General features: G+C 41.9%; 19 protein-coding genes and 1 tRNA gene. 7 read left to right on the top strand and 13 right to left on the bottom strand.

Features of this window, described 5'->3' with window-relative positions:
- Positions 1-3: 3 nt before the first annotated feature.
- Positions 4-1,389 carry a DNA repair protein RadA gene (radA, locus tag HCZ11_RS14795; protein WP_167658776.1) on the bottom strand — a complete coding sequence of 462 codons (1,386 nt, stop codon included), beginning with the start codon at positions 1,387-1,389 and terminating at the stop codon, positions 4-6.
- A 351-nt stretch (positions 1,390-1,740) separates the two neighbouring features.
- Here radA and HCZ11_RS14790 point away from each other — a divergent pair, with 351 nt between their 5' ends.
- Complete coding sequence (locus tag HCZ11_RS14790) at positions 1,741-4,221, top strand: PilZ domain-containing protein (RefSeq protein WP_167658775.1); 2,481 nt, start codon at positions 1,741-1,743, stop codon at positions 4,219-4,221.
- Here the strand turns inward: HCZ11_RS14790 and serB are convergent.
- Entirely contained in the window at positions 4,204-5,223 is a 1,020-nt protein-coding gene (gene serB, locus HCZ11_RS14785; protein ID WP_130050780.1) for a phosphoserine phosphatase SerB, read from the bottom strand. The genes HCZ11_RS14790 and serB overlap by 18 nt on opposite strands.
- Positions 5,224-5,348: 125 nt before the next feature.
- On the opposite strand from serB, the gene HCZ11_RS14780 reads away from it, so the two are divergent.
- Positions 5,349-5,969 (top strand): AhpA/YtjB family protein, encoded by a 621-nt coding sequence (locus tag HCZ11_RS14780; protein WP_167658774.1) that lies wholly within the window; start codon positions 5,349-5,351, stop codon positions 5,967-5,969.
- Here the strand turns inward: HCZ11_RS14780 and HCZ11_RS14775 are convergent.
- From HCZ11_RS14775 to prfC, 4 genes are all read right to left on the bottom strand, one after another.
- Positions 5,936-6,709, bottom strand: a complete 774-nt coding sequence (locus HCZ11_RS14775; protein ID WP_167658773.1) for a TatD family hydrolase — start codon at positions 6,707-6,709, stop codon at positions 5,936-5,938. The two genes, HCZ11_RS14780 and HCZ11_RS14775, sit on opposite strands and share 34 nt — an antisense overlap.
- Entirely contained in the window at positions 6,710-7,348 is a 639-nt protein-coding gene (gene pdxH, locus HCZ11_RS14770) for a pyridoxamine 5'-phosphate oxidase (RefSeq protein ID WP_130050777.1), read from the bottom strand.
- Positions 7,349-7,677: 329 nt separating this feature from the next.
- Positions 7,678-9,420, bottom strand: coding sequence for an arginine--tRNA ligase (gene argS / locus HCZ11_RS14765; RefSeq protein WP_130050776.1), 1,743 nt, complete (start codon positions 9,418-9,420; stop codon positions 7,678-7,680).
- Between the two features lie 61 nt (positions 9,421-9,481).
- A complete protein-coding gene (prfC, locus tag HCZ11_RS14760; protein ID WP_167658772.1) occupies positions 9,482-11,065 on the bottom strand; it encodes a peptide chain release factor 3 in 1,584 nt (527 codons plus the stop codon).
- A 251-nt stretch (positions 11,066-11,316) separates the two neighbouring features.
- Between prfC and HCZ11_RS14755 the strand changes: the two genes are divergently transcribed.
- Positions 11,317-13,971, top strand: coding sequence for a hybrid sensor histidine kinase/response regulator (locus HCZ11_RS14755; protein ID WP_167658771.1), 2,655 nt, complete (start codon positions 11,317-11,319; stop codon positions 13,969-13,971).
- Here HCZ11_RS14755 and rimI read toward each other — a convergent pair.
- The 5 genes from rimI to guaB form a co-directional block, all read right to left on the bottom strand.
- A complete protein-coding gene (gene rimI / locus HCZ11_RS14750; protein ID WP_175580473.1) occupies positions 13,968-14,414 on the bottom strand; it encodes a ribosomal protein S18-alanine N-acetyltransferase in 447 nt (148 codons plus the stop codon). The genes HCZ11_RS14755 and rimI overlap by 4 nt on opposite strands.
- The gene (locus HCZ11_RS14745; RefSeq protein WP_130050773.1) at positions 14,401-14,703 is read right to left on the bottom strand and encodes a hypothetical protein; all 303 of its coding nucleotides are present in this window, start codon (positions 14,701-14,703) and stop codon (positions 14,401-14,403) included. The genes rimI and HCZ11_RS14745 overlap by 14 nt, the downstream gene beginning before the upstream one ends.
- A 68-nt stretch (positions 14,704-14,771) precedes the next feature.
- A tRNA-Trp gene (locus HCZ11_RS14740) sits at positions 14,772-14,848 on the bottom strand.
- A gap of 146 nt (positions 14,849-14,994) precedes the next feature.
- Positions 14,995-16,572: a glutamine-hydrolyzing GMP synthase gene (gene guaA / locus HCZ11_RS14735; RefSeq protein WP_130050772.1), complete on the bottom strand. Its 1,578-nt coding sequence runs from the start codon at positions 16,570-16,572 to the stop codon at positions 14,995-14,997.
- A 100-nt stretch (positions 16,573-16,672) separates the two neighbouring features.
- A complete protein-coding gene (gene guaB, locus HCZ11_RS14730) occupies positions 16,673-18,142 on the bottom strand; it encodes an IMP dehydrogenase (protein ID WP_054551225.1) in 1,470 nt (489 codons plus the stop codon).
- Positions 18,143-18,276: 134 nt separating this feature from the next.
- On the opposite strand from guaB, the gene xseA reads away from it, so the two are divergent.
- The gene (gene xseA / locus HCZ11_RS14725; RefSeq protein ID WP_167658770.1) at positions 18,277-19,611 is read left to right on the top strand and encodes an exodeoxyribonuclease VII large subunit; all 1,335 of its coding nucleotides are present in this window, start codon (positions 18,277-18,279) and stop codon (positions 19,609-19,611) included.
- A gap of 2 nt (positions 19,612-19,613) precedes the next feature.
- Here the strand turns inward: xseA and HCZ11_RS14720 are convergent, their stop codons facing one another.
- Both HCZ11_RS14720 and cysE read right to left on the bottom strand, forming a co-directional pair.
- Positions 19,614-20,201 (bottom strand): hypothetical protein, encoded by a 588-nt coding sequence (locus HCZ11_RS14720; RefSeq protein ID WP_167658769.1) that lies wholly within the window; start codon positions 20,199-20,201, stop codon positions 19,614-19,616.
- A gap of 86 nt (positions 20,202-20,287) precedes the next feature.
- The gene (cysE, locus tag HCZ11_RS14715; RefSeq protein WP_167658768.1) at positions 20,288-21,112 is read right to left on the bottom strand and encodes a serine O-acetyltransferase; all 825 of its coding nucleotides are present in this window, start codon (positions 21,110-21,112) and stop codon (positions 20,288-20,290) included.
- 337 nt (positions 21,113-21,449) lie between these two features.
- Here cysE and HCZ11_RS14710 point away from each other — a divergent pair, with 337 nt between their 5' ends.
- The 3 genes from HCZ11_RS14710 to HCZ11_RS14700 all read left to right on the top strand — a co-directional run bounded on the left by HCZ11_RS14710 (position 21,450) and on the right by HCZ11_RS14700 (position 23,440).
- Entirely contained in the window at positions 21,450-21,854 is a 405-nt protein-coding gene (locus HCZ11_RS14710) for a hypothetical protein (RefSeq protein ID WP_130050768.1), read from the top strand.
- A gap of 3 nt (positions 21,855-21,857) precedes the next feature.
- A complete protein-coding gene (locus HCZ11_RS14705; RefSeq protein WP_130050767.1) occupies positions 21,858-22,175 on the top strand; it encodes a helix-turn-helix transcriptional regulator in 318 nt (105 codons plus the stop codon).
- 323 nt (positions 22,176-22,498) lie between these two features.
- Positions 22,499-23,440, top strand: coding sequence for a sensor domain-containing diguanylate cyclase (locus tag HCZ11_RS14700; RefSeq protein WP_130050766.1), 942 nt, complete (start codon positions 22,499-22,501; stop codon positions 23,438-23,440).
- Positions 23,441-23,455 lie beyond the last annotated feature (15 nt).

The following is a 23,455-nucleotide window of genomic DNA, read 5'->3' as shown; positions in this document are numbered from 1 at the left end:
TATTTAGTTTATTAACGACAGTAATTCATGCACTGTTTTCACTGGCGTGATCTTAGCTCCAAGTCCTTCCATTGATTTATGGTAATTGCGATGCGGAATAAAAATTTCAGTAAAGCCGTGTTGGGCAGCTTCTTTAACTCTGGGTACTCCGCTGTCTATTGGTCTAACATCGCCATTAAGACTTAGCTCGCCCATAATACAAGTTGTGCGAGGCACAACAAACTCGTTCAAACTGCTTAATAACGCTGTTACTAATGCTAAATCGATACAGGTTTCTGATTCATCGATTTTTAAACCACCAACAATGTTAAAAAAGGTGTCATGAAAGATTTTTGTTTTTGTATGTTTGCGTAAAATTCCCGTAAGCATCTTGATACGGTTCATGTTTAAACCAACACACACCCGCTGCGGAAACTCAGCTTCTGTTTCTGTAGTTAAGCACTGGATTTCGAGAAGTAAATTACGGTTACCTTTACGAATACAAGTAATAGCAGATCCCGGAGACTCGGTACTAGAACCAGATAAAAAGATTTCACTTGGGTTATCAACACTCAGCATTCCGCGCTCACACATTCTGAAAATACCCACAGTGTCGATATCACCAAAACGGTTTTTATTAGCTCGTAGCGTTCTGATTTGCCCATCGTTAGTATCGATATGTAATAAAGCATCGACGATATGTACTAACGTTTGCGGCCCGGCAATTTCATTATTTTTGTTTACATGGGCAATGATGAACATAGTTACATCATTTTGCTTACAGTATTGCGTTAATGCTTGGGCTGCACTTTTTACCTGTGAAGGTGAACCTGGACTACCATTTGCCGTTTCTGTTACTACAGCCTGAATTGAGTCTATCACCGCAAACTTAATTTTATTTTTATCAAGCTCTTCAATAATAGCTTCAACGCTGGTTTCAGAAAGCAAATACAACTCTTCTTCGTTGTAATCTAAACGTAGGCGATTCACACGGTTTTTAAACTGCGATAAAGACTCTTCGGCTGTACAGTACAAAGACGGCATGAGCTTTGACATACGTGCAACCAAGTCTGACAACAAGGTGGTTTTACCTGCACCTGGGTCACCAGAAATAATATTGACTGAACCTGTGGTTACGCCACCACTTAATACTCTATCTAGCTCACCAATTTCAGTGAGACGTTTTTCAGCCTCAGCTGTGGCTACTTCATTTATTTTCTTTGAACCACCGCTTACGACACCGGCATAACCTGCCACAGCGGCGCGGCTTGCTGCTTGTTTTGATTGCCCTGCTGAGGGTTTAAACTCTGCGAGCGTATTCCACGCTCCACACTTACACTGTCCTTGCCAGCGCTGATAGTTCATGCCGCACTCAGTGCAGACAAATTCGATTTTTGCTGATTTTGCCATTCGGCCTTACCTATTTTGGTAGCTGATTTGTGACTATTTCTGTATTTTCAAGCATATAATAGCTAAAGTAAAACATACGACTCAGGCGATTTAATTAGAGCCAATTTATAGTCACAAATGATAACATGCTGTAACCTGCCCCTAAAAAGTACTTAATTTAGCTAAGCACTTAATTAAGAAATAGTTAAGGGCACAGTTTTTGCTTACAAATAAAACTTTACAGTGCTTGCCATTTAATTGGCGAATACATATAACAATAACTAATAAAATAAAGAAGTAGTCACACTGTTTTGGCTTTAAATAGCCCGCTAGTATACCTACTTTTTTAGATAGACGGTGATGGTTTTATAAATGGCTGAAGACATTCTGCTTAAATATGAAAGCCTAGTTGATGAACTAAAGGCACATTTAGGCACTCCCCAGTTCGATAAACTGTTTAAATCAAAGACAGCTAGCTTAACAAAGCCAGAGCAGTTTCTGATCAAAATGGAAATGTCGCGCTTATCTCAGCCTGTAGCTCGCTTTATTGATTTACGTGGTCAAGTAACCGGCCAAGTGAAACCTTACGAATATGACGGCAAGCAACACTTTATGGACGATACCGCCATTGAAGTGTTTGAAGATGCCATAAAACGCCACGGTGGTTACACGCTTGCCGTTTACGAAGCGGTGATGAACACTGAAAATAATCACCGAGTAATGCAAAAAAAGGCTGCAGAACAAGCTTTAACCGACGATAGTGCAGCTGCAGTGCAGCCAGCCAAGGTCATTAAATTTGCATCTTACGAGAGTCGCCGCGAAGAGCGGATGAACTATTCAATTAAAATCACCGTTGAGCTTGATAAAGACCGCAAAGTTGCTGCATCAACCTCAGATATTTCTTTAAGCGGTGCCAAAATTAAGCTGGGGCCTCGTTACTCAGTTAAAAAAGGTCAATTAATTGGTTTACGCCTGGTTGGCCTAGAGCAAGACTTCGAACTGGGCTTAAAAAACGGTATTCAATACGAAGTGGTTGCGGTAGAAAAGGTCTCTCGTGAATACAATCATGTACGCTTAAAACGCACCTTTATTGAGAATAATGAAAAATTTGATGAGTTTTTAGAAAGCTTTATCCACGGCAACAAACGCCGCTATAAAGTTAATTTAGACAATACGCTAGATGCTGTTGTCTCAAAAGGCTACGAGCAATACTATATTCCACGCGTTACCTCGTTTTATGCTTTTTTAAGCTTACAAGGCGACAAACTTTACCCTAGCCTTGCATTAACCACTGAGAATAATATTTTTATTCAGCGCTATTTTTGTGATGAACGTAAGTTGTCATGTTTATACAGTATTATTAATCAGCAGCGTTTGGGTCACTTACTTAGCTCACCTGATGCAGTAAAAGAAGAATACCTTTATACTTTCACGCATACGGCTGCGGGCAAAATTTATTATTATTCCGCTACAAAAACTGAGCTTGAAAGCCAACCACACCTAAGAGATTTATTCCTCGGGTTTGGCAGCCAAAAAGACAGCTGGCAGTGCTTTAAGCTACAGTTGATGCCAAGCCATCCGGAAGACTCTTACATTCCATTGTCACTGCCAAGCAGTGCTGGCAAAAATATCGAAAAACTAAATAAACCACCTACACCACGAGTGCAGGGGTTGATCAAAGATGTTAAATATCTACTAATTTTAACTTCGGTTGGTACAAAGTTTGAACAACGAACATATCAACAACTTGATTACAGTAAAGATGCAGTAAACCAGCTCAAGCTTTTCGGTCACAGTAAGCACAAAACGCCCCCTCATTTAGAGCCTGTGGCGCTCGAATATGTAAACCTTAGAGCTCATAAACGCTACTTATACAAAACATCTGTCAGCATTGAACACCATGAGCAAACTATTACAGGGCATACCCGAGACTTATCAGTGATGGGATTGCAAATTGAATGCGACCAACCAGTTGAGTTCAAAAAAGGCGATATCATTAAGTTAAACTTGCCTGATTTGCAAAAAATTACCAAAAAGCATGATTTGACGAATCTTGCCTATGAAGTGATGGCTGTGAGTAAATCACTGACAACAGTAAACTTAAAAGTCCATCGGATTGGTGACCTACCACATATGGCAATTAAGTTTTTCACTGTTTTAATCGATAACAACAAAGACAAATTACGTGTCTGCGAAGAAACGCCTAAGATTCCGGGGTTATCGACCGCACTCAGAAACATGGTGACCAAAAGTGTATGCCAATTTCCGTTTTATTTACATAAAGAAGCAGCTCACTTTAAAGCTGGCGCAATTGGTCAAGGTTTATATCCAAGCCCACTACATGTGTTACTGCAAAACTTTGCGTTATTAAATGAGACGACCAGCATCGATGGTTTCTTATCGACGGATCAAATTACAGAGGTGATCACCCCGTTAATAAAAGATCGTAGTCGCCAAGATCCGCCATTACCATTTACTTTATTTTTACGCTTTGATCCGCGCCAAGCCGAAATTAGCGATGCAATTACTAGTCGCTGTATCAGTGAAGATGACTACAAACCACAAACTTTATTTGTGAAAAAAGCGCTGAAAAACGATTTAGTATTTGTGTTTCGTTTATATGTTTCACGTACTGGTCGACCTGATATTGATTACTTAGCGAATGAGCTTAAATATATTAGTCAGTACGCATTGCACAAAGCAAAAGATTTAGAAGAAGCGCTGTGGGCAGTAGCCGGTGTAGGTGATTTAATTGATATAACCGAAGAAGCGCTTACCCATTTTGATATTGACCAAAAGCTGATCACGGAAATGAGTAAACGCAAAGCGACTTGGTTAAAGCGAGTAATCTAACGGTAGAGAGAGTAAGTAAGCAACTTGCAGTAATGAACCTTCATTAATTGCAGTTTGTGCTTGCTCAACTACTTTAGGTTTACCATGCACAGCAACGCCAAGCCCTGCCGCAGCCATCATTTTCAAATCGTTAGCACCATCACCCATGGCAACTGTTTGACGATTATTTAAAGTCAGCTTTTGTTCGATTCGTTTAAGTACACGAGCCTTTTCTTCAGCATCAACAATAGTGCCAATGACTTTACCCGTTAAGCGATTATCTTTGAATTCAAGAGTATTGGCATGCACCTCATCTAAACCAAGCAGTGACTGCACTTGCTCTGCAAAAGGCACAAAGCCACCTGATGCGATTGCTAAATGCCAGTTATGCGCTTTTAGGTATTGGCATAATTCACTCACGCCCGGCATAAGCGGTAAACGCGCTTTTAAGCCGTCAATTAAATCTACATCGATGCCCTCAAGCTTCGCGACACGCTGCTTTAAGCTTTGTGCAAAGTCGAGCTGCCCGGCCATAGCTTGCGCGGTTACAGCGGCAACTTCGTCATACACATCAGCAAGACGCGCGATTTCGTCGATACACTCAATAGTAATAGCTGTTGAGTCCATATCCATCAACAATAAGCCTGGCTCATCCACTGTCGGTGGATTAGTTAGTTGCACCAGTTGAATACCTAACTGTTTGGCAAACTCAACTAATACGAGTGGGCTCAGTAAAATTGTAGCATCGCTATGAAAGCTCCATGCCACAGGTATATCTGTAATTGGTTGATAACAACAAAGCGATAAATTACTTAATCCATGTGACGCTAAAAAATCACTAATAGTAAGCAGTTTCTCTGCATTAAGCTCATTACCAAAGGCAACACTAAACACGCCTTGGTTTGCTTTTGGCGTAAAGTCTGTTGTAATAAGGTGTTTGTTTTCAATTTTATACCAACAATTTAGGCTGATTTGTTCTGCTAAATTTGCTGAAGGTGTAGCAGCTAAGCTAAGCTGTGACATAGTGGCTCCACATTAGACTTATGTCTGTCCTTGGTCGTGCATTTGGCACTCGCACACAAGGGGCTGTTAAAGTTATCATGTTGTACCATCAAAATTAAAAGCTGTCAGTAACGTATACGGTGACTATGAAAAATAACCAACTTAAAATTCCCTTTTCAGCCACTTATCGCCAGCGCTTTGTGCGCTTGAGTTTGGCTACAGCCTGCTTTGTGCTGTTAAGTTGGGTTGCCATGAATAGTAGCTTCCAAAGTCACCAATTACTTTACGATAGTGCTGATAGCACAGCAATAAGCTTAACCAAGTTTATGGCACTAAATGCCAAAACCCCACTACAAGAAAAAAATAAACCCGAGTTAAATGCTTTATGCGATCACATTGCTAAAGATGAGTATGTATTAGCTGCAACTATTTACGATCAACAAGGAATTCAACTTGCTGCCAGCGATAATTGGCAAAGTCATCACACATTTGGTTTATTACCAGATTCAACGCCGGGTATCAGTAAACTCAAAACGCCATTTGTTGAGCCGGTGATAAGTGATGATGAAAGACCTATTGGTTTTGTATCAATTACCTATTTAACACAGGCTTCCATTGCGACCAGCCACAGTAGTTTTCATGATTTAGGTCGCCAAGTGTTATTAATGTTAGTGATCACCTGTATTTTTACTTGGCAGCTAGGTCGCGGGTTAAAACTCTGGCAAATCAACCGTTACATCAAAAAAAGCGCAGAGCAAGAATCGTAAAGTTCAGCAGCGAGTTGCTGCTGTGCATCACCTGTCACGCCTTTGAGCTCACATAAATGAGCGAATACGTTGCGCACTTTAAGTGGCGTATTAACCTGCCCCTGAAAGCCTGCCAGCGGCATTGACGGCGAGTCGGTTTCTAACACTAAATGCTGTGGCTCAATTGAGCTTATAACTTTACGAGTTTTAGCAGCACGCGGGTAACTGATAACGCCCCCCACTCCGAGCTTAAAATTTTGTTTTATATAACTTTGAGCTTGTTGTTCAGAGCCTGAAAAGGCATGGATAACACCACCATACTTTGGTTTACAGCGTTTAAATGAGCGAGTAATCAAATCATGGCTTTGTCTGTGATGCACAATCAGTGGTAAAGCGAGTTGGTTGGCAAGCTCTATCTGCCCTTCAAAAAGCCATGTTTGTTTATCGAGGTTGTCGATACTACGATCAAGCCCGCACTCGCCGATGGCAATAAATTTTCCTAAATGGGCTTTTGCTAACTGCTCTAACTCAGCAAGGTGATGAGCTTGGTGATCAGATAAAAAATAAGGGTGTAGACCTAAAGCAACTGAGATACTAGGCTCTGATTTAGCAAAAGAAAAAAGTGCTGTAGATTGTGCCAAGCTCACACCCGGCACAATAAAATGTTCGATCCCTACTTGCTTGCACTCTTTGATGAGCTCTGAACGAGTCTCATCAAACTCACTAAAATCAAGATGGCAGTGAGAATCGATGAAGTGCATTTACGGATTTAAACGACCAAACAGCCAACTGCCATCGGCATGGCGTTGATACATAAACCGGTCATGTAAGCGGTGTGCACCACCTTGCCAAAACTCAATTTTAGTAGGCTCAACGCAATAGCCCCCCCAAAAATCAGGCAATGGAATTTCACCATCAGAAAACTTTTGCTTCATTTTCGCAAATGTTTCCATTAATACCTTACGTGATGACACTGGACGGCTTTGCTGAGATGCCCAAGCTGCTAATTGGCTTTCTTTTGGACGCGATAAAAAGTACTTAGCCACAGCGGTTGTTGGTAATGGTTTTGCCTCACCATACACAATGACTTGTCGCTCCATATGATGCCAAGGAAAGTGCAAGGAAATTTTGTTATTACCTTTAAGTTCTTGCGCCTTGCGCGAGCCAGTATTAGTAAAAAACACAAAGCCATTTTCATCAAGATGCTTTAACAGCACGATACGCTGTGAAGGCTGGCCATGTTCATCAACCGTAGCAACCACCATCGCCGTAGGATCAGGTAAGTTAGTTGCAACAGCTTGTTCTAGCCATTTTTCAAACTGCTTGATTGGAGACGCATCAAGCATGTCTTCAGATAAACCATCCTGTAAATATTCACGGCGAATATCTTCAAGTTTCATAAAATTCCCTCTATCGCTACTATCAGCTATCAGCTATCAGCTATCAGCTATCAGCTATCAGCTATCAGCTAAAGATTAATCAAGGTTATTGAGCTGTCAATTTTGTTGGGTTTCGCTGCGCTCTACCCAACCTACAAAGCTATGAGTTCTTAAACGTTCTGCAAGTGTAGGAGTGCTTTCAAAGCGAACTACACCAAGCAGAGTTCACCTAAGTAGTTTAGCCTAAGACAAGGCGGAAAACCGACTTATCCCTATGAGCATACGTGTTTTGTATGTGATTAGGGTCAGTCGGTTTGACAACGCAGTATTAGGTTAAAATACGACGGTGATTACATTTGCTCCATTACTTCGATACCTAAAAGATCCAATCCTGATTTCAGGGTCTTCGCAACCAAATTACATAACACTAAACGGCTATCACGTACATTTGGCTCTACGCCTTCTTTTAGGACTGGGCACGCCTCATAGAACGTCATGTATAGGCTTGCTAGTTCATATAGGTATCCACATAATACGTGCGGTGTTGCTTCGCTGATCATTAGATCAAGTACTTCTTCTAATTGTAGAAGTTTAAGTGCGAGTGCTTTTTCTTGTGGCTCGTTGATTGCAACGTCTGCTGTTAATGACGCAGCATCAATACCTGATTTACGGAAGATACTGCGAACGCGGGTGTATGCGTATTGAAGATAAGGCGCTGTAGCACCTTCAAAGCTCAGCATACTATCCCAGTTGAAGATATAGTCGCTAGTGCGGTGTTTAGAAAGATCCGCATATTTCACTGCGCCAATACCGACTTTACGGGCTATTTCGCTACGCTCTTCGTCGCTTAAGTCTGACTCACGCTCAGCAAGTTTAGCTGCAGCACGAGTGATTGACTCTTCTAGCAAGTCTGCAAGTTTAACTGTACCGCCAGTACGAGTTTTGAATGGCTTACCGTCGGCCCCCATCATGGTACCAAATGGGCAGAATTCATAACTTGTTTCATCACGTAATAAACCAGCTTTACGTGCTGTTAGCTCAACTTGATTGAAGTGCAAGCTTTGACGCGCATCAACGAAGATTAGGATACGATCCGCACCCAGTTTGTTTGAACGGTAATCACAGGCTGCTAGGTCAGTTGTGGCATATAAGAAACCACCACCTGATTTCTGTACGATAAATACTGAAGGCTCACCGTCTTTATTAGCAAGCTCATCTAAGAACACCACTTGTGCACCATTAGATTCAACCGCAATTTCTTTGCCTTTTAATAGCGCAATAATGTTTGCAAGTTCACTGTTATAAGCACTTTCAGCCATGATGTCATCGGATGTAAGCGTTACGTTTAGACGCTTATAAACTTCTTCAGAATGCTTCACAGAAGTCGCAATGAATAGCTTCCATAGTTTTTCACAGTGTGCGTCGCCACCTTGTAATTTAACAACGTAATCACGCGCTTTATCAGCAAAACCTTCTTCATCATCAAAGCGTTTTTTCGCATCACGATAGAAGGTCTCTAAATCAGCTAGTGCAACTTTGTCTAGATCAACACCTTGGTTGATTTGATCTTCTAAGTGCGCGATTAGCATACCAAACTGAGTACCCCAGTCACCCATGTGGTTTTGACGGATAACTTCATCGCCACGGAACTCAAGGGCACGAACAACCGCATCACCAATGATAGTCGAACGTAAATGACCTACATGCATTTCTTTAGCAAGGTTAGGTGATGAGTAATCAACAACCACTTTTTGCGCCGTTGCATGCGGTGCAACGGCCAGCTTTTCATCTTCATTTGCCGCTTTTAAGCTAGCTGATAAAAACGCAGGCTTTAAGTGAATATTGATAAAACCAGGGCCTGCAATTTCAGTTTTTTCTGCGATATCAGCAAGATCTAGGTTATCGATAATTTTTTGTGCTAGCTCACGCGGGTTCGATTTTAGTTTTTTTGCAGCCCCCATCGCGCCATTGATTTGGTAATCACCAAATTGCGGGCGTGTGCTTTGCGTTACCGCTGGGTTTGTGTCTTCTGGTAACCCTGCTGCAACCATCGCAGCAATTGCTTTTTCGATTAAAAGAGTACGAATATTCATTGTAATTTTTACCTTTATGGCCCGTAGTACGGGCCCTTAAATTTGAAGCAGTCTTAGCGTATTAGTTTTCGCGCGTGTGGTTAAACTTGATATCTGGATAGCGTTCCATCGACAAGTTTAGGTTTACACGGCTTGGCGCGATATAAGTAAGGTTATCGCCACCATCAAGCGCTAAGTTGCTTTCGCACTTACGCTTAAACTCTTCAAGCTTTTTGTTATCGTCTGAGCTTACCCAACGTGCAGTATTAACACTGACACCTTCGTAAATCGCATCAACGTTGTATTCAGCTTTTAAGCGAGCAACAACCACATCAAACTGTAGTACACCTACCGCACCAACGATAAGGTCGTTATTTATAAGCGGTCTAAATACTTGCACAGCACCTTCTTCAGATAACTGAACTAAGCCTTTTAGCAATTGCTTTTGTTTTAATGGATCTTTTAAGCGAATACGGCGGAATAATTCTGGTGCGAAGTTAGGAATACCACCAAACTTCATTTTTTCACCTTGCGTAAAAGTATCACCTATTTGAATTGTACCGTGGTTGTGTAAACCAATGATGTCACCCGCATAAGCATCTTGCGCTCGTTCACGGTCACCTGCCATGAAGGTTACCGCATCAGAAATACTCACTTGCTTACCAATACGCACATGGTTCATCTTCATACCTTGGCTGTATTTGCCCGATACAATTCGCATAAAGGCAATACGGTCACGGTGTTTAGGGTCCATGTTTGCTTGAATTTTAAATACGAAGCCAGAGAAGTAATCTTCAGTTGCAGCTACTTGGCGGTCTTCTGTTTCACGAGGTAGTGGCGCCGGAGCCCATTCAGTTAAGCCATCAAGAACATGGTCAACACCAAAGTTACCAAGTGCCGTACCAAAATACACAGGCGATAGCTCACCCGCTAAGAACAGATCTAAATCAAATTCGTGTGATGCACCAATCACAAGCTCTAGCTCTTCACGAAGCTGCTCTGCAAGTTCGCTACCAATTGCATCATCAAGTTCTGGGTTATCTAAACCTTTAATAACACGTACTTCTTGAATCGTGTGACCTTGGCCTGTGCTATACAAAATCGTTTCTTCACGGTGAATGTGATACACACCTTTGAATTCTTTACCACAACCAATCGGCCAAGTAACAGGCGCACAGGCGATGTTAAGCTCAGTCTCAACTTCGTCTAATAACTCCATTGGGTCACGAATATCACGGTCACACTTATTCATGAAAGTTACGATAGGTGTAGTACGTAAGCGTGTTACTTCCATTAATTTACGAGTACGATCCTCAACACCTTTCGCCGCGTCGATTACCATTAGGCATGAGTCAACCGCAGTCAGTGTACGATAAGTATCTTCAGAGAAGTCTTCGTGCCCTGGAGTATCAAGTAAGTTAACTAGACGCTCATTGTAAGGAAATTGCATAACAGACGTGGTTACCGAGATACCACGTTCTTTTTCCATTTCCATCCAGTCTGATTTTGCGTGCTGGTTTGAGCCACGACCCTTTACGGTACCCGCTTTTTGAATCGCTTGTCCGAATAACAGAACTTTTTCTGTAATAGTGGTTTTACCCGCATCCGGGTGCGAGATGATCGCAAAGGTGCGTCGTTTATTAATTTCGGTAGTTAAATTAGACATGTAAGCTGCTTTTAGTCATAACAAAGCGCACTTGGCTGCCCTATAAATTATAAAGCTCGGTGCGCACTGTAAAAATAAAATAGAATTGCCGACTATTATACCTTGTTTGTCTTAGCCAAAAAAGCAACGATTGTAAGTAATTATTCACCACAGGCTGGGTATATGGGTTGTTCACTTTTTTGCTAAGCTTGTGTAATCAAGTTGTAACGCATACTATTGATAAATTGCACGGAGGGATATCAATTTAGGTCATGAAAACCAGTAAGCTCAGTATTCGATTATTATGGTATATCACACCTTTAGTGATCTTACCTTTGTTGTTTTTAGGTGGCTTTACGTTAACCAATGTGACCAATTCAACAAAAAAACAAGCAGAGCTTATTGTCAGTCGCTTTGTTGAGCAACAGCAACAAAAAATCTTCAATTACATTGACTCATTTCATTCGATTACCCGGTTACTTTCGACTTCTCCAGTATTGGCGGACTTTTTAGCCCGTGAACCTGAATCAAAAAACCAATACATTGAACGCCTTGGCGAGTTAATGAATGTATTTGCAAGTTATTCAGAAGCTTACCCTGATATAGTCAGCATTAACTATGTTGCCCCAGACGGCAAAAGTGATGCATTTTATTCAAGCCAATTAACCCCTGCGCCTAAAAGCTACCCGTTTTTTGATCAAGTACTGCAATCAAATTTGCGCCAACAGCAATTTATGATCCCCAAAGAAGATGGCTCGACTAGCCTGTACTTTGTGCACCCTATTTACAATATCGATTACTACTTAAAACAGCCGCAACAGTTAGGATTTATTGTTGTACATGTAGAACCATCGATATTAAATGCCAGCATTTTAGAAGCGCCTTTTAATAACACCCTAAATTTGTTTTTGACAACTAAAGGACAAATTTTATTTAGCTCAGACTATGACTTACGGGGCAGCTACTTAAGTGAATACGAGCTTGAACAAATTAAGAGTTTGGCCGATTACGGCAAACTAGCCAGCATTGAGCTTTCGAGTATCGATAAAGAAGAGCGTATCATCTATGCGGTGCAAATGACCGACGGCGATTACTTCATCTCGACCACCCCCAAAGATTTACTGTATCAGTCAGGGAAAGCCATCAGTTTAATTACTGCATTAATTGTAATTATCTCTGTGATTTCACTACCTATTCTGATTTACATTGTGGTGCGTAATTTACTACTCACCCCAGTCGAGTTATTAGGCGCTGCAAGCCATCGCGTTGGTGATGGTGATTTATCTGTGTATTTGCCCGCCCATACAAATGATGAAGTAGGTGTGCTTTTCAACGACTTCAATCACATGGTGAACCAAATTCGTCATTACCAAGACGAACTCGAAGAATATAAGCATCACCTAGAAGAAAAGGTTGAAAGCCGTACTAAAGCGCTCGAAGCAATGAATAGCAAGCTAGAAGTGGCCATTGCCCAAGCTGAGCAAGCAAACCAACTGAAAAGCCGCTTTTTAGCGAATATGAGTCATGAAATTCGTACCCCACTTACCGCAATTATGGGCTTTACAGAGCAACTTCTGCACAACAAGGATGCGGTGAATGATGAGCAGCATTTAAGCACCATTTTACGTAACTCTAAGCACTTGCTTGAGCTCATCAATAACATTCTTGATTTATCAAAAATTGAAGCTGAAAAACTCGCCGTTGAGCGCGGGCCATGTAATGTAGTGCAGCTTATTCATGATATTGATTCGATTATTCGCCCACTGGCTAATGAGAAGCAACTGGCGTTTAATATCAACTACAAGCTACCAATCCCCAAAACCATTAATAGCGATACCACACGTTTAAAACAAATCTTGATCAATATTGCCAGTAATGCGGTTAAATTTACTGAGAAAGGCAGTATCTCGATTGATATTAGCTACAACAGCGAAAAACAACATTTACAATTTGCGATTCAAGACACAGGTATTGGTATGTCAGAGCGCGAAGTTGAACGGGTATTTAAACCGTTTGAACAAGCTGATGCGACGACAACTCGCCGCTTTGGTGGTACCGGTCTTGGCTTGTGTATTTCGAAGAACTTAGCCCAGTTATTGGGTGGTGATGTGCAACTTATCAGTGAACCTGGAAATGGCAGTTGTTTTACCGTGCAAGTTGCAGCTCACTTAAATGCCGAGCAGCTTAAGTATGAGGCCTTTATTCATAACTATGAGCAGCTCTCGCCGAGTAAAGACGTACAGCTTTCATTCGCTGCTAATAGCTTTGATGCCAATATACTGGTGGCCGAAGATAACCCAGATAACCAGTTGCTGATCAAACTACTGTTACAAACTTGGGGACTTGAGCCTGACATCGCAAAAAATGGTGCTGAAGCGGTAGAAATGGCATTGGTTAATGATTATCAGTTGATCATCATGGATATGCAGATGCCTGTAATGGGCGGCTTAGAAGCGACGCAAATGTTACGTCATGCAGCCTACGATGGACCTATTATCGCGCTTACAGCCAATGTGATGAAAACCGATGTCGATACTTACATAGAAGCGGGCTGTGATGAAGCCCTTGCAAAACCAATCGATAAAGACGCATTAGAGCAAGTTCTCGTAAGCTACTTACACATTGAAAAAGATAGCCAAAACAAATGGGAAAATTTACTGAAAAGTGAAAAATTCCAACAAATTAACGACAACTATCGTTCAAAGCTGCCTGATTACTTAAGCCAGGTCGTGCAGTTGTATCGCACTAAAGAGTGGGAAGCGCTGCGCTCAGTAGCGCATAGCCTAAAAGGCAGTGCTGGGTGTTTTAGTTTTGAAGCAATTCATAAGACCGCGGGACAACTTGAAAATGCCTTACGTAGTAATCAAACTGAACAAATCGAGCAATGCTACAACGCGCTTATAAGCGCCCTTGAAGAGGCATCTTAAAGGCTAAAGCTCATGCCCATTAAAATAGCGTCTTCATTCCCTGTTGCGGTTGGGTAGTAGTTCTTGCGCACTGACATATGTGAAAAGCCAGCACTTTCGTACAAGCCAATAGCAGGTGCATTAGACTCACGCACTTCTAAGAAGAGGTTTTCAGCTTGGTGCTGTTCACCATGCTCAATAAAAGCATTTAACAACTGCTTAGCAATGCCCTGCCCTTGGTGCTTTGGCGCAACACAAATATCCATCAGGGTGTAATCTGGGCCCGCTTGCTCACCGATATAAAAACCTAGCATATCATCGCCATGAAAAGCAGCCAGGTTAAAGTAACGGCCCGCTAAACAAGACAGCATGGTTTTCTCTGTCCACGGGTGACTATGGCACGCATTTTCAATAGCCATTAACTGGCTGATATAAGTTGCATCTACAGATTTAAAGCTTATCAAGTTGTTCACCGATTAAAGACCAAAGTTGTTTTTTCTGTTTACTATTAAGCTTATCGCTCGGTAAACCCAAGCACCCCTCTTGCCAGCTAATACTTGTTGTTTTAACGATTTCAGTAATAACTAACGGCGCAAATGCTTTTTCGAGGTCTTGGTGAAACTGTAACGGTAGCGTGAGTGTTTCTTGTTGAGTATTTGACATCTCTTCGCTAGAAACGTCAGGCACAGTTCGATAGTGTTGATTCAACTCTAAAGATTGTACAGAGAATATCGCAGCGTAACTTGGATTCATAACGACTCAATCATGATTAAGAGCAAGTAATATAGGGAGATTTGCGATTAAAGTAAAGAAGGAAGAAATGGCAGGGGCGGAGAGATTCGAACTCCCAACCGTCGGTTTTGGAGACCGCTGTTCTACCAATTGGAACTACGCCCCTGCAATGACGACGAATTATATAGAGCTTTTTTCAAAGGTAAAGTAAAAAAACACAGTTTTTAGTTTAACTGCTTTTTAAATAAACAAAACGGCGAATTAGCAAGCTAATTCGCCGTTTTTGAACCAATTCAGGTCAGAATAATAAAATTATTCCCACTCAATTGTTGCCGGTGGCTTACCTGAAATATCGTAAACAACACGTGAGATACCATCGATTTCGTTGATGATACGGTTTGAAACCACACCTAAGAATTCATAAGGTAAGTGTGACCAACGTGCCGTCATAAAGTCGATTGTCTCTACACAACGTAGTGATACAACCCAGTCGTATTTACGTGCATCACCCATTACACCTACCGATTTAACTGGTAAGAATACAGTGAATGCTTGGCTTACTTTGTGGTATAGCTCAGCTTTGTGTAGCTCTTCGATGAAGATAGCATCTGCGCGACGTAGTAAGTCACAGTATTCTTTCTTGATTTCACCAAGTACACGAACACCTAAACCTGGACCCGGGAATGGGTGACGGTAAAGCATGTCGTAAGGCAGACCAAGCTCAAGACCAATTTTACGTACTTCATCTTTAAATAGCTCACGTAATGGCTCAACAAGACCCATTTTCATGTCGTCAGGTAAACCACCTACGTTGTGGTGAGACTTGATTACATGTGCTTTACCTGTTGCTGATGCAGCAGATTCGATTACGTCTGGGTAGATAGTACCTTGACCTAACCATTTAGCGTTTTTCAGCTTTTTAGCTTGCTCGTCGAATACTTTAATGAACGTATGACCAATCGCTTTACGCTTATCTTCTGGGTCAGACTTACCTGCTAAGTCTGCTAAGAATTGATCTTCAGCATCCACTTTAACAATGTTTAGGCCAAACTTGTTGCCAAACATGTCCATAACTTGCTGACCTTCGTTTAAACGAAGAAGACCGTTATCAACGAATACACATGTTAGCTTGTCGCCAATTGCACGGTGAATAAGCATAGCTACAACAGATGAATCAACACCACCTGATAAACCTAAGATAACTTCGTCATCACCTACCGTTTCTTTAATACGCTCAATAGCATCGTCGATGATTTTAGCGGGTGTCCATAGCTTTTCACAGCCACAGATATCAATCGCGAAGCGCTCAAGTAAGCGTAAACCTTGGTGAGTATGAGTTACTTCTGGGTGGAACTGTACGCCGTAAAAACGTTTTTCTTCCCAAGACATTGCAGCATGCGGACACGTTGATGTTTTAGCAGTTGTTTTGAAAGTCTCTGGTACTTCCATCACTTTATCGCCGTGGCTCATCCAAACGTCTAGTACGCCTGCACCGCCGTCAGTAATGTGGTCTTCGATAGCATCGAATAACGCACAGTTACCTACTTTTTCAACTTGCGCATAACCAAACTCTTTCTTATCAGAGCTGTGTACGCTACCACCTAGTTGCGTTGCCATTGTTTGCATGCCGTAACAGATACCAAGTACTGGAACGCCTGCGTTAAATACATACTCAGGAGCACGTGGGCTGTTTTCAAGTGTTGTAGACTCAGGGCCACCCGACAAAATAATACCTTGTGGATTAAATTCGCGGATTTGCTCTTCAGTTACATCCCATGCCCATAGCTCACAGTAAACACCAATCTCACGTATACGACGTGCGATTAACTGTGTGTATTGCGAACCAAAATCTAAAATGAGAATTCGTGAATCGTGAATGTCTTTGCTCATGGAGTATCTCGTTAGTCAGGAACTGCTCTCCCAAAGGGAGATGATCAATAAATTAGGGCTAGCAAATGCTAGCCCATGTAATTTCAATACCTTAAGGTAATTAACCTAAGCGGTAGTTTGGCGCTTCTTTGGTGATTTGCACGTCGTGAACGTGTGACTCACCCATACCAGCTGAAGTAACGCGAACAAATTGAGGTTTAGTGTTTAACTCTTCAATTGTTGCACAGCCTGTTAAGCCCATTGCACTGCGAAGACCACCCACTTGTTGGTGAATGATTGTCGCGATAGGACCTTTATAAGCAACACGGCCTTCGATACCTTCAGGAACAAGCTTGTCTGCTTCGTTCGATTTTTGGAAGTAACGGTCTGATGAACCTTCTTTTTGGTCCATAGCACCAAGGCTACCCATACCGCGGTATGATTTGTAGTAACGGCCTTGATATAGCTCGACTTCACCCGGTGCTTCTTCAGTACCAGCTAACATTGAACCAACCATTACACATGATGCGCCCGCAACAAGTGCTTTTACGATGTCACCAGAGAAACGAATACCACCGTCAGCAATAACAGGAATATCACGGCCTTTTAAGCCTTCAACTGCGTCAGAAATAGCAGTAATTTGTGGAACACCACAACCTGTTACGATACGAGTAGTACAAATAGAACCAGGACCGATACCTACTTTAACAGCATCAACACCTGCATCAGCAAGGGCAATCGCGCCTTCAGCTGTTGCAACGTTACCCGCTACGATTTGTAAATCAGGGTATGCTTGACGTGTTTGTGCAACACGGTCGATAACACCTTGAGAGTGACCATGTGATGTATCGATAAGTAGTACATCAACACCTGCTTCAACAAGCGCTGCGATACGCTCATCGGTACCCGCGCCAACACCAACAGCTGCACCTACACGTAGACGACCTTGCTCGTCTTTACATGCATGCGGCTTGTCTTGTGCTTTTTGATAATCTTTTACAGTGATCATGCCTTTAAGTTTAAATGCATCATCAACTACGAGAATTTTTTCGATACGGTGCTCGTGCATTAGACCTAAGATTTCATCACGGTCTGCACCTTCTTTAACAGTCACTAACGATTCTTTTTTCGTCATTACTGTAGAAACAGGTTGCTCAAGCTTAGTTTCAAAACGCATATCACGGCTTGTAACAATACCAACAAGGTTATTGTCAGCGTCAGTTACAGGGAAACCTGAAAAACCTTTGTCTTCTGAAAGCGCGATAGCATCAGCAATTGTAAGATCCGCAGTCACAGTAACAGGGAAAGAAACAATGCCCGCTTCGTAAGTTTTTACTTTACGAACGTTTTTAGCTTGCTCTTCGATTGTCATGTTCTTGTGGATGAAACCTAAACCGCCCTCTTGCGCTAAAGCAATCGCTAAGCGTGCTTCTGTTACAGTATCCATAGATGCTGAAACTAACGGCAAGTTAAGATTGATACCACGCGTTAAGCGAGTTGAAATATTTGCCGTGTGTGGCAAAACAGTAGAATGACCTGGTACTAAAAGTACGTCGTCAAAGGTAAGAGCTTCTTTAGCGATTCTTAGCATAGTGCAACTTCTCACATGTGGATCTGAGTATAAGGAATTGCGGCCAAATTTTATCAGCGTTGTGAGCACGAGTAAATAAAATTATTCATTTATTTGTGTTAAAGTACACACAGAATTTTTTACTGGGGTTATTAATGGCTTTTACGCACTCAACACAGCCTGTTTACACGGTCTCGCGCCTAAATAAGGAAATTCGCCATGTTTTAGAACAAGGCTTCTCATCGCTTATCTTAAATGGTGAAATTTCTAACTTTATAGCCCCTGCATCTGGACACTGGTACTTCACTCTAAAAGACGACCGAGCACAGGTAAAAGCGGCGATGTGGCGCGGCAATAATCGCGGCCAAACTTTTCGCCCAAGCAATGGTGCACAAGTAACTGTGCGCGCCCGCGTATCCTTGTATGAACCCCGTGGTGATTATCAGCTGATTGTTGAGCACATGGCCCCTGCTGGTGAAGGTTTATTAAAACAAGAGTTTGATGCGCTTAAAATGCGCTTAGCTGCCGAAGGCCTATTTAGCTCAGCTCACAAAAAACCATTACCAACCAATATCAATCGTATTGGGGTGATTACCTCAGCCACTGGGGCAGCTATTCGCGATATTCTTACCGTACTAAAACGCCGTGCTCCGCAGCTTGAAGTCGTGATTTATCCAGCGATGGTACAAGGCGCAGATGCCCACAGCCAATTAATAGAAAAAATAAGCATCGCCAATAAGCGTAATGAAGTGGATGTACTTATATTAGGTCGCGGTGGTGGTTCACTCGAAGATTTGTGGTGCTTTAACCATGAGCAATTGGCTCGCGCCATTTTCGCAAGTCACTTACCAATCGTTAGTGCCGTTGGTCACGAAGTCGATACCACAATAAGTGACTATGTAGCCGATATTCGTGCCGCAACCCCTTCGGCTGCTGCTGAGCTAGTTAGCCCAAACACGGAAGAGCTACATAATAAAGTTACACAGTTAGTTAGGCACTTAAATCATGCTTTTAAACATTCCTTGGCAGTAAAACGCAGTACTGCAACACAATTTGAGCATCGCTTACAACTTTGCCATCCACGTAATCAACTAAATCAGCAAGCGCAAAAATTAGATGAGCTTAGTTTAGCCTTGCATGGTGCAATGAATAACAAAATTCAGCGATATGAGCGAGTACTTGCTAACTTAACACCACGCTTGATGCAACGTTCACCTGAAAATCAGCTCGCAAAAAGCGAGCATCAGCTCGCGCAACTACACGCCCGACTGAGACAAACGATGCAACAGCAACTTTCAAGTTCACGCAATCAGCTTTCTTTGCAAGCGAGCCGCTTAGATTCTGTAAGCCCACTCAGTGTATTAGCTCGTGGTTATAGCATTACCAAGAACCAGCAAGGCAAAGTGGTGAAATCAGTTAACGATGTAAGTTCAGGAGAGTTTATAACCACCGAACTTACCGATGGTCAGCTGCACTCGAAGGTCGTTTAACTTTACTCGGTACTAGCGATAACGGTTAGACTGCCATCACTCGAAGTACTGGAAGTAAATTTAAACTGCTTCCACCAGCTTTGTTCCATCATTTTATCGCCTAAATCACGCCAATAACGGCTTGGTAAGTCATCTACACCCTCTGGTTGCAGTAGCTTAAACTGACAAACGGAGCTTTTGCACGTTGCGATTTTTAGCTCTGGTTGTACAGGTAAATCTGCCATGATTAAAAAATCGCTCATCGCAGTTTCAACTTGGTAAGCCCACGCTTCATCACGAGATTGCTCTTCTAACAAGGTATAAAGTTCTTCAAGATGTGAATCAATTTGCTGCGGGGGAATTGCACTTGAACGGTAGTTAGCAATCACAGCTTGTTGGCTTTCAACTTGTAGCTTTAGCCCAGCAATTTGTTGTTCAAGCTCACTTTTGCTAAGAGTTTCTGGTACGTCAGCTTTAGGTGAAGCGATTTTTTTAGCATTCACAGGGACTACCGACTTGGTTTGCTGTGGCGCCTCAACAGTTTGCGCTTCAATAAATTCTTGCTGGTGAGTTTGAGTCTGTTCTAGTGGATTAGACTGAAAGAGTGACATAGCAAGAGCGCCACAAAAAAATGACGCTATAACAGCTAACCCGAAGGATAATTTAGACAATTCCATTGCTCTTTATTGATGTAAAACTACAACATAGCACTGGTGTGTGAGGCATTACTAGCGGTAGTTGTGCCATCATCTAAAAAGTTTTGGTTCATGCTTTCGGCTGGACAGGGGCAGCTCGGTTTGCCGACCACTTTAGCAGGTACCCCAACCACAGTTGTGTGTGCAGGAACTGGACTTAACACCACTGAATTAGCACCAATACGCGCCCCCTCACCGACTTCGATGTTACCTAGTACTTTAGCACCTGCGCCAATCAATACACCGGCACGTATTTTAGGGTGGCGATCACCTTGTTCATTACCTGTACCACCTAAGGTTACAGATTGTAGAATCGAAACGTTATCTTCGATAACTGCAGTTTCACCAATTACAATCCCAGTTGCATGGTCAAACATAATACCATGACCAACTTTACAAGCAGGATGGATGTCAACGCCAAATACTTCTGAGGTTCTGCTCTGAATGAAACGAGCAAGCTCTTTTCGGTTTTGTTGCCATAAGCAATTTGCGAGTCGGTGTGCTTGTATTGCATGGAAGCCTTTAAGGTTCAAGATAACAGTTAAGTAACTATCGGCCGCAGGGTCGCGATCTTTAACTGCTTTTATGTCATGAGCCACATGTGTCAGCATGAGGTCACATTTAACAAAGGCTTGATCGAATAATTCACGGATAGTAAATGCTGATACCACCGCATCTGAGAGTTTATTCGCGACAATAAAGCTAAGCGCCGAACCTAAGCATTCATGATTTAACACACACGAATAAACGTGACTTGCTAAAAGCGGTTCACGGGAAACGACTTCGTTTGCTTCATCTCGAAGCTTTTGCCAAATTTCATGACGCATAATATTGCCTTTCTGGTTGTACCTAACTGCTAAGCCTTTAGTTTAACGGATTTGTAGCAAGATGTACTAACCCGTTATTTATTTGTTCTGGTTATATGTAATAACCAGAGTATCAAACCTTATTTTTGATCATTTGCAGGTGTTTTTAAATCAATCTCATATGACAGCTGCAAACTCTAATGACAGGCACGCGGTTTAATTAAAGTACTTATTTTTCAACAACAAAACAGATATGACATCTTATCTGTCATATGCCAAAATAGGAACTGGCGTATTACTGACGGCGTAAAAAAAAAAATAATCATTAAATTTACATCATCAACTTAACAAGGAAACGATGATGAAAAACGACGTACTAAACTCACACAAATTAGGTTATAAGTTCTACTTTCAAGATGGTGATAATCAAATCGCATGCTTTGGTCACATCATGAGTGGTAAAGAAAAAATATATGTAAACGATGAATTGGTTAGTGAAAAGCGCAGCTTCGGTTTTAAAAGTCACCACGACTTTAATTACCAAGAGAATGCTTATGCAGTCGAATTTGAGATGCAAAATATACTAACAGGTAAGCTTGAATGTTCGTTTTACAAAGCAGGTAAATTAGTTCAACAGAGCACACAGACTTCACTTACAGATAACCCAAAGCAAGTGGCTATGGTTACCTTAGGGTGTTTTATTGGTGGAGCAATTTTTGGTTTTGCCCTAATCACGTTAATTGAACCGTTCATTGGGAAGTAAGTAATGCAACTGAACCCTAATACAATTAAAGCATTGAGGCTTAAATTCGAGTGGACGCAGCAACAACTGGCCGATGCCTGTGATGTAAGCCTACGAACCATTCAACGAGTTGAAAAAGAAGGCGCTGCGTCAAAAGAAACTACCATGAGCTTATGCGCAGTGTTTGAAGTACGCCAAGGTGAGCTCATCAAGCTCGATGACGAATCAACTAATGACAGCAAAGCACACGCAGTGAGTAAGCAAAACCTAGCTGTAATCGTAGCGACTTCTTCGTTTATTAGTTTCGCCCTTGGTATGGCAACAGTATTTGTTATTTTTTAGGAGTGAAATATGACCAAAGAACAACGCGGCTATGCCACACTTATCGGCTTTGTAATAGTAACCATGCTATTTGCGCTAGGTGTTAAAATTGGTTCTATACTTTAGCATTTCCTGATGCTTTACTTAGAGACTTAGGCCAACTGTCAGAACTGAACTTAAAATGCAGTACTGACAGCTGTTAACTACATGAGCTAAATAGGAGCTTTACACTCCCCCTTCAGGACTCTAGCAAAACACTTTTATGAAAGCTTTAAGCGTAGCTTAGAGGAAAATTCGCCATTTATTGCTAACCTTAAATAACTAAGCACTGGCTAGGTTATAAAGTGGTTGAATCAAAAGAGTTTCTAAAGTTAATACTCGATACTATCTCTGAGCATATTGTGGTCATTAATGACTCGGGGGATATCACATTTGTAAATCGCAGCTGGCTATCATTCGGCGATGAGAATGGATGCGAGTGTAACACTCAGTGGGAAAGTCAAAACTATCTAGCTATTTGTAGATCAGCTGCGGCCCATGGCGATGAGTTTGGTGAAAAGGCCTACACCGGAATAAACCAAGTTATCAATCAACAGCTCGCAGAGTTTTACTTGGAATATCCTTGTCATAGTGATACTGAAAGCCGCTGGTTTATGATGCGCGCAGTACCTTTAAAACTTGGCAAAACAGATTATGTTGTGATCAGCCACTTAAATATTACTGAACGTAAACTTGCCGAGCAGCAAGTTCGAGAGCTTGCTCGTATCGATGGTCTAACGCAAGTTGCTAACCGACGTCATTTTGATGATTTTTATTCGCAAGAATGGAGTCGCTGTGCACGCTTAAAACATCCCTTATCCATAGCGATGGTCGATCTTGATAACTTTAAGTCTCTTAACGATAACCTTGGTCATCTAGTTGGTGATAATTGCTTAAAAGAAGTGGCAAAACTATTGTCTGAATTTACTCGCAGGCCCAGTGACTTGTGCGCAAGATACGGCGGTGAAGAATTTGTTCTAGTACTTGGTAATACGCAAAGCCATAATGCTCAATTACTCGTAACACGTTTTATGACAAAACTTGCTACGCTAAAGTTGGCTGAACTGGCTGGCTACCCATTAACAGTAAGTGTCGGGTTAGCCACGCTATATCCTAGTAGTTGTGATGATGCCATGTTACTCATTGAAATGGCTGATAGCGCGCTTTATCAAGCAAAAGAAGCTGGCCGAAATCAACTTGTAGTTGCTGATAACATCGAGCCATTAAGCATAGAAAAATGCCCCTAAATAGGGGCATTGATT

This window comes from Pseudoalteromonas sp. HF66, from assembly GCF_011806445.1.
Taxonomy (GTDB): domain Bacteria; phylum Pseudomonadota; class Gammaproteobacteria; order Enterobacterales; family Alteromonadaceae; genus Pseudoalteromonas; species Pseudoalteromonas apostichopi.
Note: the sequence above shows the minus strand (reverse complement) of the source record. Positions and strands in the feature narration are given on the sequence as shown.

Excerpts from the sequence above, each read along its gene's own strand:
- radA (WP_167658776.1), bottom strand. The coding sequence starts at position 1,389 with ATGGCAAAATCAGCAAAAATCGAATTTGTCTGCACTGAGTGCGGCATG.
- HCZ11_RS14790 (WP_167658775.1), top strand. The coding sequence starts at position 1,741 with ATGGCTGAAGACATTCTGCTTAAATATGAAAGCCTAGTTGATGAACTA.
- serB (WP_130050780.1), bottom strand. The coding sequence starts at position 5,223 with ATGTCACAGCTTAGCTTAGCTGCTACACCTTCAGCAAATTTAGCAGAA.
- HCZ11_RS14780 (WP_167658774.1), top strand. The coding sequence starts at position 5,349 with ATGAAAAATAACCAACTTAAAATTCCCTTTTCAGCCACTTATCGCCAG.
- HCZ11_RS14775 (WP_167658773.1), bottom strand. The coding sequence starts at position 6,709 with ATGCACTTCATCGATTCTCACTGCCATCTTGATTTTAGTGAGTTTGAT.
- pdxH (WP_130050777.1), bottom strand. The coding sequence starts at position 7,348 with ATGAAACTTGAAGATATTCGCCGTGAATATTTACAGGATGGTTTATCT.
- argS (WP_130050776.1), bottom strand. The coding sequence starts at position 9,420 with ATGAATATTCGTACTCTTTTAATCGAAAAAGCAATTGCTGCGATGGTT.
- prfC (WP_167658772.1), bottom strand. The coding sequence starts at position 11,065 with ATGTCTAATTTAACTACCGAAATTAATAAACGACGCACCTTTGCGATC.
- HCZ11_RS14755 (WP_167658771.1), top strand. The coding sequence starts at position 11,317 with ATGAAAACCAGTAAGCTCAGTATTCGATTATTATGGTATATCACACCT.
- HCZ11_RS14745 (WP_130050773.1), bottom strand. The coding sequence starts at position 14,703 with ATGAATCCAAGTTACGCTGCGATATTCTCTGTACAATCTTTAGAGTTG.
- guaA (WP_130050772.1), bottom strand. The coding sequence starts at position 16,572 with ATGAGCAAAGACATTCACGATTCACGAATTCTCATTTTAGATTTTGGT.
- guaB (WP_054551225.1), bottom strand. The coding sequence starts at position 18,142 with ATGCTAAGAATCGCTAAAGAAGCTCTTACCTTTGACGACGTACTTTTA.
- xseA (WP_167658770.1), top strand. The coding sequence starts at position 18,277 with ATGGCTTTTACGCACTCAACACAGCCTGTTTACACGGTCTCGCGCCTA.
- HCZ11_RS14720 (WP_167658769.1), bottom strand. The coding sequence starts at position 20,201 with ATGTCACTCTTTCAGTCTAATCCACTAGAACAGACTCAAACTCACCAG.
- cysE (WP_167658768.1), bottom strand. The coding sequence starts at position 21,112 with ATGCGTCATGAAATTTGGCAAAAGCTTCGAGATGAAGCAAACGAAGTC.
- HCZ11_RS14710 (WP_130050768.1), top strand. The coding sequence starts at position 21,450 with ATGATGAAAAACGACGTACTAAACTCACACAAATTAGGTTATAAGTTC.
- HCZ11_RS14705 (WP_130050767.1), top strand. The coding sequence starts at position 21,858 with ATGCAACTGAACCCTAATACAATTAAAGCATTGAGGCTTAAATTCGAG.